The 14,817-nt window shown below is 72.1% G+C and carries 9 protein-coding genes; all 9 read left to right on the forward strand.

Annotated elements, in window-relative coordinates; translation table 11 throughout:
* Positions 1-12: 12 nt before the first annotated feature.
* Positions 13-2,190, forward strand: coding sequence for a penicillin-binding protein 2 (gene mrdA, locus OG764_RS23895; protein WP_328970471.1), 2,178 nt, complete (start codon positions 13-15; stop codon positions 2,188-2,190).
* On the forward strand, positions 2,187-3,386 hold the full coding sequence (gene rodA, locus OG764_RS23900) for a rod shape-determining protein RodA (RefSeq protein WP_328970472.1): 1,200 nt from the start codon (positions 2,187-2,189) through the stop codon (positions 3,384-3,386). The genes mrdA and rodA overlap by 4 nt, the downstream gene beginning before the upstream one ends.
* Positions 3,387-3,441: 55 nt before the next feature.
* On the forward strand, positions 3,442-4,980 hold the full coding sequence (locus tag OG764_RS23905; protein ID WP_328970473.1) for a CYTH and CHAD domain-containing protein: 1,539 nt from the start codon (positions 3,442-3,444) through the stop codon (positions 4,978-4,980).
* An 83-nt stretch (positions 4,981-5,063) separates the two neighbouring features.
* Complete coding sequence (locus tag OG764_RS23910; protein WP_328970474.1) at positions 5,064-6,986, forward strand: TIGR03960 family B12-binding radical SAM protein; 1,923 nt, start codon at positions 5,064-5,066, stop codon at positions 6,984-6,986.
* A gap of 329 nt (positions 6,987-7,315) precedes the next feature.
* Positions 7,316-8,095: a TIGR03936 family radical SAM-associated protein gene (locus OG764_RS23915; RefSeq protein ID WP_328970475.1), complete on the forward strand. Its 780-nt coding sequence runs from the start codon at positions 7,316-7,318 to the stop codon at positions 8,093-8,095.
* A 231-nt stretch (positions 8,096-8,326) separates the two neighbouring features.
* A complete protein-coding gene (locus OG764_RS23920; RefSeq protein WP_328970476.1) occupies positions 8,327-12,379 on the forward strand; it encodes an Rne/Rng family ribonuclease in 4,053 nt (1,350 codons plus the stop codon).
* A gap of 205 nt (positions 12,380-12,584) precedes the next feature.
* Positions 12,585-12,905: a 50S ribosomal protein L21 gene (gene rplU / locus OG764_RS23925; protein ID WP_030715748.1), complete on the forward strand. Its 321-nt coding sequence runs from the start codon at positions 12,585-12,587 to the stop codon at positions 12,903-12,905.
* 13 nt (positions 12,906-12,918) lie between these two features.
* Entirely contained in the window at positions 12,919-13,173 is a 255-nt protein-coding gene (gene rpmA, locus OG764_RS23930; RefSeq protein ID WP_007264038.1) for a 50S ribosomal protein L27, read from the forward strand.
* A 160-nt stretch (positions 13,174-13,333) separates the two neighbouring features.
* Positions 13,334-14,779 (forward strand): GTPase ObgE, encoded by a 1,446-nt coding sequence (gene obgE / locus OG764_RS23935; protein ID WP_328970477.1) that lies wholly within the window; start codon positions 13,334-13,336, stop codon positions 14,777-14,779.
* Positions 14,780-14,817 lie beyond the last annotated feature (38 nt).

A 14,817-nucleotide genomic window follows, 5' to 3' on the forward strand; every position in this document is an offset into this window, starting at 1 on the left:
GGGGGAGCGCGCGTGACCAACATTCCGGAGACCGGCCGCACCCCCCGGGTGCAGATCCGGCTCGTCATCATCCAGGTGATCGTCTTCTCGATGCTGTTCACCCTCGGGGGGCGCCTCTGGTACCTCCAGATCCGCAACGGCGACGAGTACACCGACGAGGCGAAGAGCAACCACGTCCAGCGGGTCGTCCACCCCGCCGTGCGCGGGTCGATCCTCGACGCCCGAGGCATCCCGCTCGCCGACAACGAGACACGTCTGGTCGTCTCCGTCAGCCGCACCGAGCTGATGAAGATAAAGGACAAGGGCAAGGCCGTCATGACCCGGCTGGCCGACGTCCTGGACATGACCCCCAAGGAGGTCATGGACAAGATCCGGCTGTGCGACTCGCAGACCCCCAAGCCCTGCTGGAACGGCTCGCCGTACCAGCCGATCCCGGTCACCCTCGAAGCCAGCACGCAGCAGGCGCTCCAGATCCGCGAGCGGCCCGAGGACTTCCCCGGCATCACCGCGGAGCCCACCGCCGTCCGCCGCTACCCGGCCCCCGGCAAGGCCCGCACCTCGCAGGTGCTCGGCTACCTCTCCCCGGTCACCGACGACGAGATCCAGAAGGCCAAGGACACCGACTCGCCGCACCTGCGCTCCGACCAGGTCGGCCGCTCCGGCATCGAGCGCACGTACGACAAGCAGCTGCGCGGCAAGGCGGGCGTGACCTCCTACGAGGTCGACAACCTCGGCCGGGTCATGGGCCAGACCGAGTCCGACCCGGGCGTGCCCGGTTCGACCCTCGTCACCAGCATCGACGCCCGGGTCCAAGCCGTGGCCGAGTACGAGCTCCACGCGGCGATGAAGGCCGTCCGCGGCGAGACCGACAAGATCACCGGCCGCAAGTACGAGGCCGACTCGGGCGCCGTCGTCGTCATGGAGTCCAAGACCGGCCGCGTCGTCGCGATGGCCTCCCAGCCCGACTACGACCCCAACGCCTGGGTCGGCGGCATCTCCGCCACGGACTACGCCAGGCTCACCAGCGAGACGTCCAACTACCCGCTGTTGAACCGGGCCATCCAGGGCCAGGCGCCCGCCGGCTCCGTCTTCAAGGTGGTGTCCGCGAGCGCCGCCGTCCGCGCCGGCTACGACTTCAACGACACCTACAACTGCAGCAGCTCCTACAGCATGGGCAACCGGAGCTTCGCGAACTTCGAGTCCAAGGGCCACGGCCCGATCACCCTGGGCGACGCGCTCAAGTTCTCGTGCAACACCGTCTTCTACCGGCTCGGCCACCAGGAGTGGCAGCGCGACGGCGGGCTCAAGCCGAAGAAGGGCGCGCACGACTGGTTCTACCGGACGGCCCGCCAGTTCGGCTTCGGCTCCGAGACCGGCATCGACGTGCCCAACGAGGTCAGGGGCCGCATCCCGGACCGCCAGTGGAAGAAGAGCTTCTGGGAGGCGAACAAGGACGCCTGGTGCAAGCAGGGCAAGAAGGGCGGCACCTACGTCGAGCAGATCGCCTACGAGAGCTGCCTCGAAGGCAACCAGCTCAAGGCCTTCGACAGCATCAACTTCTCCATCGGCCAGGGCGACGTCCTGATCACCCCCATCCAGCTGGCCACCGCGTACGCGGCCATCAGCAACGGCGGCACCCTCTACAACCCCACCATCGGCAAGGCCGTCATCAGCCCCGACGGCAAGAAGGTCGACGAGATCAAGCCCAAGGCCCACGGCAGGCTGCCGGTCGACGCCGCGACCATCAAGAACCTCGACAACGGCCTGCGCTCCGTGGTCGAGCCCGGCGGCACCGCCGCCTGGCGCTTCGGCGGCTGGCCGCAGGACAAGATCCCGATGCACGCCAAGACCGGCACCGCGCAGGTCTACGGCAAGCAGACCACCTCGTGGTTCGCGACGTACACCAAGGACTTCACGATCGTCATGACGATCTCCCAGGGCGGCACCGGCTCCGGCGCCTCCGGCCCCGCCGTGCGCAACATCTACGACGCGCTGTACGGGCTGGACAAGACCGGCAAGCAGGACCTGAAGAAGGCCCTGCTCCCCGGTCCCCAGCCGGGACTCCCGAAGATCGACAAGGACGGCTCCATCGACGCGCCGGCCATCCGGCCGTACGTCCCGGCGCCCGAGGAAGAGGCGCCCGTGCTCGCGGGTCCGCCCGGCGAAGTGTGGCGGGGGCGGGCCCTGTGACCGGAGCGAACAACTTCTCGGTGTCCCGGTACGCGCCCGACCGCGGGCCGCTCGCCAGGCTCACCGCGCGCGACTCGATACTGCGCCGGCTGGACTGGCCGATGCTGCTGTCGGCGATCGCGCTGTCGTTCATCGGCGCGCTGCTGGTGTGGTCGGCCACCCGCAACCGCACCCAGCTCAACCAGGGCGACCCGTACTACTTCCTGTTCCGGCACGCCCTGAACACCGGCATCGGCCTGGTGCTGATGATCGGCACGGTCTGGCTGGGCCACCGCACGCTGCGCGGGGCGGTGCCGGTGCTGTACGGGATCTCGCTGGTGCTGGTGCTCGCCGTGCTCACCCCGCTCGGGGCGACCATCAACGGCGCCCACGCGTGGATCGTGATCGGCGGCGGCTTCTCGCTCCAGCCCTCCGAGTTCTGCAAGATCACGATCATCGTGGGGATGGCCATGCTGCTGGCCGCCCGGGTGGACGCGGGGGACCTCGTCCACCCGGACCACCGGACCGTGGTCAAGGCGCTGTGCCTGGCGGCCGCCCCGATGGGCATCATCATGCTGATGCCCGACCTCGGGTCGGTCATGGTGATGGCGGTCATCGTCCTCGGCGTGCTGCTCGCCTCCGGGTCCTCCAACCGGTGGGTCTTCGGGCTGTTGGGCTCGGGCATCCTCGGGGCCGTCCTGATATGGCAGCTCGGGGTGCTCGACGAGTACCAGATCAACCGGTTCGCGGCCTTCGCCAACCCGGAGCTCGACCCGGCCGGCGTCGGCTACAACACCAACCAGGCGCGGATCGCGATCGGCTCCGGCGGACTGCTGGGCTCCGGGCTCTTCGAGGGCTCGCAGACCACCGGCCAGTTCGTGCCGGAGCAGCAGACCGACTTCGTCTTCACGGTGGCCGGCGAGGAACTGGGCTTCGTGGGCGCCGGGCTGATCCTGGTCCTGCTCGGCGTCGTGCTGTGGCGGGCCTGCCTGATCGCCCGCGAGACCACCGAGCTGTACGGGACGATCGTGGCGGCCGGGATCATCGCCTGGTTCGCCTTCCAGTCCTTCGAGAACATCGGGATGACCCTCGGGATCATGCCGGTGGCGGGCCTGCCGCTGCCGTTCGTGTCCTACGGCGGCTCGTCGATGTTCGCGGTGTGGGTGGCGATCGGACTCCTCCAGTCGATCAAGGTGGAACGACCACTGTCCGCCTAGCGCCTACTTGTCCGTAACCCTCACGCCGTCTTCCGTTCAGGACTAAGTTCGGTCTATGGCGGACACGAAGCGCGAGATCGAGCGGAAATTCGAGTTCACTTCGGCCAAAGCCGGTCGCCGGTTCCTCACCGGACCTCCCGACCTGACCGGCACCGCGGGCGTCGCGGCCGTGCTCGACCAGGGCACGGCCGACCTCGACGCGGTCTACTACGACACCCACGACCTGCGGCTCGCCGCGGACTCCCTCACCCTCCGCCGCCGGACCGGCGGCTCCGACGCCGGCTGGCACCTCAAACTCCCCGTCGCACCCGGCGTCCGGGACGAGGTGCAGGCCCCCCTGACCGACACCCTCCCGCGGTCCCTCGCCGCACTGGTCCGCTCCCGCGTCCGCGACACCGAACTCGTCCCCCTCGTACGGCTGCGGTCCTCGCGCAAGGTGCTGCACCTCATGGACGCCGAGGGCGCGCTGCTCGCGGAACTGAGCACCGACACCGTCCGCGCCGAGCGGCTGGCCGAACCCGTCGCCGCCGCCTCCTGGACCGAGGTCGAGGTGGAACTCGCCGACGGCGTCGACCCCGCCCTCCTCGACGCCGTCGGCAAGAAGCTGGAGAAGGCCGGCCTGAAGGTCTCCGACGCCCCCTCCAAACTGGCCCGCGCCCTGGCCGAGACCGGCACCCAGGCGCCGCCGCCCCCGGAACCCCCGGCCGCCGGCACCGCCGGCGCCGACGTCCTGGCCTACCTGCGCGACCAGGTCCGCGCCCTGGTCGCCCACGACCCGGCGGTCCGCCGCGACCTGCCCGACGCCGTCCACCAGATGCGCGTCGCCACCCGCCGGCTGCGCAGCGCCCTCCGCAGCCACCGACGGGTCCTGGACCGCACGGTCACCGACCCGCTGGCCGACGAGCTGCGCTGGGTCGCCGCCGAGCTCGGCGCCGACCGTGACCAGGAAGTGCTGATGGAACGCTTCCAGAACGCGCTCGCCGACCTGCCCCGGCCCCTGCTGCTGGGCCCGGTCCGCAGCCGGCTGCGGACCTGGAACGCCACCCGCCGCTCCGCCACCCGCCGCCGCGCCCTCGCCGTCCTCGACAGCAAGCGCTACCTGGCCCTGCTGGACTCCCTCGACGCCCTGCTCGCCGACCCGCCGCTGCGGCCCGCCGCGGCCAAGCCGGCCGACCGGGTGTTCCGGAAGGCGGTGCTGCGCGACTGCGAGCGGCTCGCCCGCCGCATCGACCACGCCCTCGCACTGCCCGAGGGCCAGGAGCGCGACCTCGCCCTGCACGACGCCCGCAAGGCCGCCAAACGGGCCCGCTACGCGGCGGAGGCCGCGGCGGCGCCCCTCGGCAAGCCGGCCGAGCGGCTGGCCAAGGCGATGAAGTCGGTACAGACCCTGCTCGGCGACCACCAGGACAGCGTGGTGGCCCGCGAGGCCCTGCTCGCACTCGCCGCCCAGGCCCAGGGAGCGGGCGAGTCCGGCTTCACGTGGGGGCTGCTCCACGGGCGTGAGGAAGCTCTCGCGGAGCGGCGCGAACGGGAGCTTCCGGAGGTGTGGGAGCGGGCCTCGGACCCCGCGCTCAGGGCCGCGCTCTCGACCTGACAGCCGATCACGCCGGGCGGGGGCGTCCGTGCCTCAAGGTACGCTTGAGAGTCGCCCCCTGCCCGCTTCACGAAAGTCGCGTGATGTCCGAGTCGGTCTTCCCACAGCTCGAAGCTCTGCTCCCGCATGTGCAGAAGCCCATCCAGTACGTCGGCGGTGAGCTCAACTCCACCGTCAAGCCGTGGGAGAGCGCGGACGTCCGCTGGGCGCTCATGTACCCCGACGCGTACGAGGTCGGGCTGCCCAACCAGGGCGTCATGATCCTGTACGAGGTACTGAACGAGCGCGAGCGGGTCCTCGCCGAGCGCACCTACAGCGTGTGGCCGGACCTGGAAGCGCTGATGCGCGAGCACAAGGTCCCGCAGTTCACCGTGGACTCGCACCGCCCGGTCAAGGCCTTCGACGTGTTCGGCCTGTCCTTCTCCACGGAGCTGGGCTACACGAACATGCTCACCGCGCTGGACCTGGCGGGCATCCCGCTGGCGGCCAAGGACCGCGGCCTCGACGACCCGATCGTCCTCGCCGGCGGCCACGCGGCCTTCAACCCGGAGCCGATCGCCGAGTTCATCGACTGCGCGGTCATCGGCGACGGCGAGCAGGCCGTCCTCGACATGACCGAGATCATCCGCGCCTGGAAGGCCGAGGGCCGCCCGGGCGGGCGCGAAGAGGTCCTCCTGCGGCTCGCCAAGACCGGCGGGGTCTACGTGCCGGGCTTCTACGACGTCGAGTACCTGCCGGACGGCCGCATCGCCCGCATGGTGCCCAACCGCTCCGGCGTGCCGTGGCGGGTGTCCAAGCACACCGTCATGGACCTCGACGAGTGGCCCTACCCGAAGCAGCCGCTGGTCCCGCTCGCCGAGACCGTCCACGAGCGGATGTCCGTCGAGATCTTCCGCGGCTGCACCCGCGGCTGCCGTTTCTGCCAGGCCGGCATGATCACGCGCCCCGTGCGGGAGCGAAGCATCACCGGCATCGGCGAGATGGTCGAGAAGGGACTCAAGGCCACCGGTTTCGAGGAGGTCGGCCTGCTGTCGCTGTCCTCCGCGGACCACACCGAGATCGCGGACATCGCCAAGGGCCTGGCCGACCGCTACGAGGACGACAAGGTGGGCCTGTCCCTCCCGTCCACCCGCGTGGACGCCTTCAACGTCGACCTCGCCAACGAGCTGACCCGCAACGGCCGCCGCTCCGGCCTGACCTTCGCCCCCGAGGGCGGCTCCGAGCGCATGCGCAAGGTCATCAACAAGATGGTCTCGGAAGAGGACCTGATCCGGACCGTCTCCACCGCGTACGGCAACGGCTGGCGCCAGGTGAAGCTGTACTTCATGTGCGGCCTGCCCACCGAGACCGACGAGGACGTCCTCCAGATCGGCGACATGGCGGTCAACGTCATCGCCAAGGGCCGCGAGGTCTCCGGACAGAACGACATCCGCTGCACGGTGTCGATCGGCGGCTTCGTGCCCAAGCCGCACACGCCGTTCCAGTGGGCCCCGCAGCTCTCCGCCGAGGAGACCGACGCCCGCCTGACCAAGCTCCGCGACAAGATCCGCGGGGACAAGAAGTACGGCCGCTCCATCGGCTTCCGCTACCACGACGGCAAGCCCGGCATCATCGAGGGCCTGCTCTCGCGCGGCGACCGCCGCGTCGGCTCCGTGATCCGCGCCGTGTACGAGGACGGCGGCCGCTTCGACGGCTGGCGCGAGCACTTCTCGTACGACCGCTGGATCCAGGCCGCCGAGAAGACGCTGCCCGCCTTCGGCGTGGACGTCGCCTGGTACACCACCCGCGAGCGCACCTACGAGGAGGTCCTGCCCTGGGACCACCTCGACTCCGGTCTCGACAAGGACTGGCTGTGGGAGGACTGGCAGGACGCCCTCGACGAGACCGAGGTCGACGACTGCCGCTGGACCCCCTGCTTCGACTGCGGCGTCTGCCCGCAGATGCAGACCGAGATCCAGATCGGCCCGACGGGCAAGAAGCTGCTGCCGTTGTCGGTCGTGAAGTGACCTGAGCCGCCCAGGCTCCGGACGTGCCCCCCGCCGGGAATCGGCGGGGGGCACGTCCATGTCACACCCCCGGCGCGGTCCGGCGCGCGCACCCCGGTCGGCCGCCCCGGGAACCGGCGAGGTCACGGGCGCGTACTCTGGGTAGTAAGACAGCCGACGGCGACGCGCCCGCACCCGAGACCTCCCTGCACCGCAGGGGTGAGCCGGAGCAGCGGGCACGCCCGGCCGGCCCCACAGACCTCAGGGCGACGCGCGAGCCGCGGAGCCCCGCACAAGGAGAAGAACCACTGGGCAAGCGACAGCCCGAAGGCCCGCCGCCCGCACCGGCGGTGCAGCGCATCCGACTGCGCTACACCAAGCGCGGCCGCCTCCGGTTCACCAGCCACCGCGACTTCCAGCGCGCGTTCGAGCGGGCCCTGCGCCGCGCCGAGGTGCCCATGGCGTACTCGGCCGGCTTCACCCCGCACCCCAAGGTGTCGTACGCGAACGCGGCGCCGACCGGCACCGGCTCCGAGGCCGAGTACCTGGAGATCGCCCTCACCGCGACCCGCGACCCCGAGCAGCTCCGCAAGCTGCTCGACGAGTCGATGCCGGACGGGCTCGACATCATCGACGCCGTGGAGGCCCACACCTCCGGCCTCGCAGACCGCCTGACCGCCTCGATCTGGGACCTGCGCCTGGACGGCGTCGAACCCGCCGAGGCCGAGCGGGCCACCGCGGCCTTCCTCGCCGCCGACACCGTCGAGGTCCAGCGGCGCACCAAGAACGGCATGCGGACCTTCGACACCCGCGGCGCTGTAGTGAGCCTCGAGGCACTCGGTGCCCCGGCTGATAGGCCCGCGGACAGTGCCTGTGCGATACTGCGCCTGGTTGTTCGGCACGTGACACCTGCCGTGCGACCCGACGACGTCCTGTCCGGTCTCCGAGCTGTGGCCGACCTGGCGCCGCCGGTCCCCGCAGCGGTGACCAGGCTGGCGCAGGGGCTCTTCGACGAGGAGTCCGGCACGGTGACCGACCCGCTCGCGCCCGACCGCGAGGCTGTCACGGCCGCCCCACCCACGGCCGCCGTAGCCGCCGACGCGAAGGCGTCGGACGGTCCCGCCGCGTAAGGAACGTCGTCGTCGCGCAGCCCTGGCACTCGGGAGCCACCTGGGCCGGGCCGCGCACTGACCTGAAGACTTCCGCCAGGCCGTACGGACAACACGTACGGAACCGGCGGCCATGAACTGAGCTCCCGTGTGGCGAACGCGCCCCGGAGGCCGGCTCCGCGCTCATTACGCGGGGCCGTGCCGGACCGGAAGTCAGCCGCGGCGCCCGGGAGCGTGACGGGAGAACCCCGCATGCTCAACAACGAACCGATTCACAACGAAGACGACAGCCCCAGCGACACCCTGCCGCCGCGCCGCCGACGCCGTGCGGCGTCCCGGCCGGCCGGCCCGCCCGGCGGTGCCGTGACCACCGAGTCCGCCGCCGAGGCCGCGCCCGCCGCTGCCGCTCCGGTCGTCGAGGAGGCCGCTGCGGCCGCCGCCCCGGCCCGTACCCGCCGCCGTGCCACCCGCGCCGCGACCGCGCCGGTCGCCGAGACGCCCGTGGTCGAGGAGGCTCCGGCCGCCGAGGCTCCCGCCGCCGCGCCCGCCCGCCCCCGCCGCCGTGCGACCCGCGCCACGACCGCCGCGGCCGTCGAGGCCCCGGCCGCCGTCGAGGCGCCCGCCGCCGAGCCGGTTGCCGCTCCGGTCGTCGAGGAGGCCGCTCCGGCCGCCGCCCCGGCCCGTACCCGCCGCCGTGCCACCCGCGCCACCACCGCGCCCGCCGCCGAGGCCGCCCCGGTCGTGACCGAGGCGCCCGCCGCCGAGCCGGTCGCCGCGCCCGTCGAGGAGGCCGCTCCGGCCGCCGCCCCGGCCCGTACCCGCCGTCGCGCCACCCGCGCCGCGGCCGCTCCGGTCGCCGAGGCCGCCGCCGTGGCCGAGGCGCCCGCCGCCGAGCCGGTCGCCGCGCCCGTCGAGGAGGCCGCTCCGGCCGCCGCCCCGGCCCGTGGCCGCCGCCGTGCCACCCGCGCCGCCGCCGCTCCGGCCGCCGAGGCCGCCGCCGTCGAGGAGGCGCCCGCCGCTGCCGCGGAGCCGGTCGCTGCGCCCGCCACGGTCACCGTCGCCGACGCCGTCGACTCGCCGAAGGGCCGCGGCCGCCGTCGCGCCACCCGCGGCACCGCAGCCGCCGCACCGCAGCCGGCCGCCGAGGCCCCCAAGGCCGGCCGGGCCGAGACCGAGGCGCCCGCGCGCGGCCGCCGCCGTCCGGCCGTCGCCATGTTCCAGGCCCCGGTCTTCACCGAGCCGATGTTCCAGACCCCGATGACCGCCGCCGCGGCGCTCGCCGAGGAAGCGGAGGTCGAGGAGGAAGAGGAGACGGAGGCAGAGGCCGTCGTCGCCCCCGCCCCGCAGCCCGCCGCCCGCCGTCGCCGCCGTCGCGGCGCCGCCGCCGAGCCCGAGCCGGCTGCCGAGCCGGTCGCCGAGCCCGTCGCCGCCGCGCCCGCCCCGGTCGTCGCCGAGGACGTCGCGGTCGAGGCCGAGGAGCCCGAGACCGACGAGGCCGAGGCCGAGCTGGACGAGACCGACGAGTCGGGCGACCGCCCGGCCCGCCGTCGCCGCCGCGGTGGCCGTCGCCGTCGCCGCGGCGAGTCCGCCGACCTGGACGAGTCCGCCGAGGACGAGTCCGAGGAAGAGGACGAGGCCGCCGAGGAAGAGGCGGACGAGGAGTCCGAGGACTCCGGCGCGCTCGGTTCCAGCTCCAGCCGCCGTCGTCGCCGCCGTCGTCGCCGTTCCGGTGACGCCTCCGCCGACGCCGAGGCCGGCGACGAGGACGGCGTCCGTACGGTCGTCAAGGTCCGCGAGCCCCGCCCGGCCCGTGAGCGTGCCGAGGCCGGCACCGGCGCCGACGAGGTGCAGTCCATCAAGGGCTCCACCCGCCTGGAGGCCAAGAAGCAGCGCCGCCGCGAGGGCCGCGAGCAGGGCCGCCGCCGCGTCCCGATCATCACGGAGGCCGAGTTCCTGGCCCGCCGCGAGGCCGTCGAGCGCGTGATGGTCGTCCGCCAGAACGGCGAGCGCACCCAGATCGGCGTCCTCGAGGACAACGTGCTCGTCGAGCACTACGTCAACAAGGAGCAGGCCACCTCGTACGTCGGCAACGTCTACCTGGGCAAGGTCCAGAACGTGCTGCCGTCGATGGAGGCCGCCTTCATCGACATCGGCAAGGGCCGCAACGCCGTCCTGTACGCCGGTGAGGTCAACTTCGAGGCGCTCGGCATGGCCAACGGGCCGCGCCGCATCGAGTCCGCCCTCAAGTCCGGCCAGTCGGTCCTCGTGCAGGTCACCAAGGACCCGATCGGCCACAAGGGCGCCCGCCTGACCAGCCAGGTCTCGCTGCCCGGCCGCTACCTGGTCTACGTGCCCGAGGGCTCGATGACCGGCATCAGCCGCAAGCTGCCCGACACCGAGCGCGCGCGCCTGAAGACCATCCTCAAGAAGATCGTCCCCGAGGACGCGGGCGTCATCGTGCGCACCGCCGCCGAGGGCGCGAGCGAGGACGAGCTGCGCCGCGACGTCGAGCGCCTGCAGGCCCAGTGGGAAGACATCCAGAAGAAGTCGAAGATGATCACGACCTCTTCGCCGAGCCTTCTGTACGGCGAGCCGGACATGACCGTCCGCGTCGTCCGCGACATCTTCAACGAGGACTTCTCGAAGGTCATCGTCAGCGGTGACGAGGCGTGGAGCACCATCCACGGCTACGTCTCGCACGTCGCCCCGGACCTGGCGGACCGCCTGACGCGGTGGACCTCCGAGGTCGACGTCTTCGCGACGTACCGGATCGACGAGCAGCTCGCCAAGGCGCTCGACCGCAAGGTGTGGCTGCCCTCGGGCGGCTCGCTTGTGATCGACAAGACCGAGGCGATGATCGTCATCGACGTCAACACCGGCAAGTTCACCGGTCAGGGCGGCAACCTCGAAGAGACCGTCACCAGGAACAACCTGGAGGCGGCCGAGGAGATCGTGCGCCAGCTGCGGCTGCGCGACCTGGGCGGCATCGTCGTCATCGACTTCATCGACATGGTCCTGGAGTCCAACCGCGACCTGGTCCTGCGGCGCATGCTGGAGTGCCTGGGCCGCGACCGTACGAAGCACCAGGTCGCCGAGGTCACCTCGCTGGGCCTGGTCCAGATGACCCGCAAGCGGGTGGGCCAGGGTCTGCTGGAGTCCTTCTCCGAGACCTGCGTCCACTGCAACGGCCGCGGTGTCATCGTGCACATGGAGCAGCCGACCGCCATCGGCGGTGGCGGCAACGGCGCCGGCAAGCGCGCGAAGAAGCGCCGCGGTGGCGCCTCCGAGCACGAGCACGACCACGACCTGGTGACGGGCATCGAGGCGGACGTCGTCGAGACCGAGTCCGAGGCCGAGGTCGCGGCGGAGGTCGCCGCGCCGATCGCGCTGCCCGAGCCGGACTTCGTCCCCGACGAGGAGCTGTACAGCAGCGCCGCCGAGGCCGAGGCCGCCGCGGGCATGGGCGGCGGACGCCGCTCCCGTCGTCGGGCGACCCGCAAGGCGACCGCCCCGGCGGGTGCGCCGCGCGGTGCGGCCGCTCAGGCCGCCCCGGTGGCCGAGCCGGAGCCGGTCGTCGTGGCCGAGTCCGAGCCGGTCTTCGAGCCTGTGGACACGGTCCTGGAGCCGGCCCCCGCGGTCGTCGCCGAGGCCGAGCCCGTGAGCGCGCCCGAGGTCGAGGAGGCCGCGCCGAAGGGCCGTACGCGCCGTCGTGCGACCCGTAAGGCCACCGCCCCGGCGGGTGCCCCGAAGCAGGCCGGGACCGAGGCTGCCGTACCGGCCGCCGAGGCCGTCCCGGTGGTCGCCGAGCCCGAGCCGGTCGTCGTGGCCGAGCCGGAGCCGGTCGTCGAGGCCGTCGTCGAGCAGCCCGTCGAGCCGGAGCCGGTCGTCGAGCCGGAGCCGGCCGTGGCGGCCGCCCCGGCGCGGACCCGCCGCCGTGCCACCCGCAAGGCCACCGCGCCCGCCGGTTCCCCGGCCGGCGCCGAGGCCGCCGCGGTCCTGGTCGTCGCCGCCCCGGCGGCTGCCGAGCCGGTCGCGGAGCCCGTGGCCGAGCCGGTCGCCGAGCAGGCCGAGGAAGCCGTCGAGGAGGCCCCCGCGGCCAAGAAGACGGCGCGCAAGGCCCCGGCCAAGAAGGCGCCCGCGAAGAAGGCCCCGGCGAAGAAGGCCGCTGCCGCCAAGACGACGACGGCCAAGAAGGCCGTCGCCAAGAAGACGGTGGCCAAGAAGACCACGGCCAAGAAGGCGACGAAGAAGACCGCTGCGGCGGAGCAGACGCTCCCGTCCGTCTCGGCCTCCACCGACGCCTGACCAAGCCGTAGCAGTAAGGGGTTCGGGGCCCGGTTTGACCTCTCAAACCGGGCCCCGTAACCTTGACCGTCGGCGTGTCTTAGTGCACGCCAGCTCCTGAGCACCTCACCTCCCGGGCTTCACGGCCTCGGGGGAGGCCGCCCGCGTTCCGGCGGGGTCGGCTGGCTTCAGGGGTTCCCGATTTCGAGCGAGAAGAGAGATCCGCGTGTACGCCATCGTGCGCAGCGGTGGCCGTCAGCACAAGGTTGCTGTCGGTGACATCGTTGAGGTTGACAAGATTTCCACTGCCAAGGTTGGCGACACGGTCGAGCTCTCGACCCTGCTCGTTGTCGATGGCGACGCCGTGACCAGCGACCCGTGGGTCCTGGCCGGTATCAAGGTCACGGCCGAGATTGTGGACCACCACAAGGGCGCCAAGATCGACATCCTGCGCTACAAGAACAAGACCGGCTACCGCCGTCGCCAGGGTCACCGCCAGCAGTACACGGCGATCAAGGTCACCGGTATCCCCGCGGCTGCGAAGTAAGAGGGACTGAGACATGGCACACAAGAAGGGCGCATCGTCCACCCGGAACGGGCGCGACTCCAATGCCCAGCGGCTCGGCGTGAAGCGCTTCGGCGGTCAGGTCGTTTCCGCTGGTGAGATCCTCGTCCGCCAGCGTGGCACGCACTTCCACCCGGGCGCTGGTGTCGGTCGCGGTGGCGACGACACCCTGTTCGCCCTGCTCCCCGGCGCCGTGCAGTTCGGCACGCACCGTGGGCGCAAGGTCGTGAACATCGTTCCGGCCGCCTGATCCAGCTTCTGCTGATCAAGCGTTCTTAACGTACCGAGGGCGGATCTCCGTCTTTCCGGCTCAGCCGGGAAGACCGGTCCGCCCTCGGCGCGTTTACCCACCGAGACGTTTAATGGGCACTAGTGCCCGGATTCATCCCGTAATTTCTGGAGGCAACACCATGACCACCTTCGTGGACCGCGTCGAGCTGCATGTCGCCGCGGGTAACGGGGGCCACGGCTGCGCCTCCGTTCACCGGGAGAAGTTCAAGCCCCTCGGCGGACCCGACGGCGGCAACGGCGGCCGTGGCGGCAACGTCATCCTCGTGGTGGAGCAGGCGGTCACCACGCTGCTCGACTACCACCACAGCCCGCACCGCAAGGCCACCAACGGCAAGCCCGGCGCCGGCGACAACCGCTCCGGCAAGGACGGCGAGGACCTCGTCCTGCCCGTGCCGGACGGCACCGTCGTCCTCGACAAGGAGGGCAACGTCCTCGCCGACCTGGTCGGCCAGGGCACCACGTACGTCGCGGCCGAGGGCGGCCGTGGCGGCCTGGGCAACGCGGCCCTGTCGTCCGCCCGCCGCAAGGCCCCCGGCTTCGCGCTCCTCGGCGTCCCCGGCGACTCCGGCGACGTGGTCCTGGAGCTCAAGACCGTCGCCGACGTGGCGCTGGTCGGCTTCCCGAGCGCCGGCAAGTCCTCGCTGATCTCGGTGCTCTCCGCGGCCAAGCCGAAGATCGCGGACTACCCCTTCACCACCCTCGTCCCGAACCTGGGCGTGGTCACCGCCGGCTCCACCGTCTACACCATCGCCGACGTCCCGGGTCTGATCCCGGGCGCCAGCCAGGGCAAGGGCCTGGGCCTGGAGTTCCTGCGGCACGTCGAGCGCTGCTCGGTGCTCGTGCACGTGCTGGACACGGCGACCCTGGAGTCGGACCGCGACCCGGTCTCCGACCTCGACGTCATCGAGGAGGAGCTCAAGCTGTACGGCGGCGGCCTGGAGAAGCGCCCGCGGCTCGTCGTCCTGAACAAGGTCGACATCCCCGACGGCCAGGACCTGGCGGACATGATCCGTCCGGAGCTGGAGGCGCGCGGCTACAAGGTCTTCGAGGTCTCCGCGGTCGCCCGCACCGGCCTCAAGGAGCTGTCCTTCGCGCTGGCCGACATCGTCGGCAAGGCGCGCGCCCGCAAGCCCAAGGCCGAGGCCACCCGTATCGTCATCCGGCCCAAGGCCGTCGACGACAGCGGCTTCACCGTCGTCTACGACGAGGCGGAGGGCGTGTACCGCGTGCGCGGCGAGAAGCCGGAGCGCTGGGTGCGCCAGACGGACTTCAACAACGACGAGGCCGTGGGCTACCTGGCCGACCGCCTCAACCGACTGGGCGTCGAGACCGCACTGATGAAGGCCGGTGCCCGTGCGGGTGACGGCGTCGCCATCGGCTCGGAGGAGAACGCGGTCGTGTTCGACTGGGAGCCGACCGTGATGGCCGGAGCCGAGATGCTCGGCCGCCGCGGCGAGGACCACCGCCTGGACGCCCCGCGTCCGGCGACCCAGCGCCGCAAGGAGAAGGAGGCTCAGCGGAGCGACTCCGCGGAGCAGGAGTACGACGAGTTCCGTCCCTTCTGACCCCTGTGTTGAAGGAGCCTTTACGCCGCTCCCGTAGG

Origin of the sequence: Streptomyces sp. NBC_00239 (assembly GCF_036194065.1) — a bacterium.
In the GTDB taxonomy this organism is placed as follows: Bacteria; Actinomycetota; Actinomycetes; order Streptomycetales; family Streptomycetaceae; genus Streptomyces.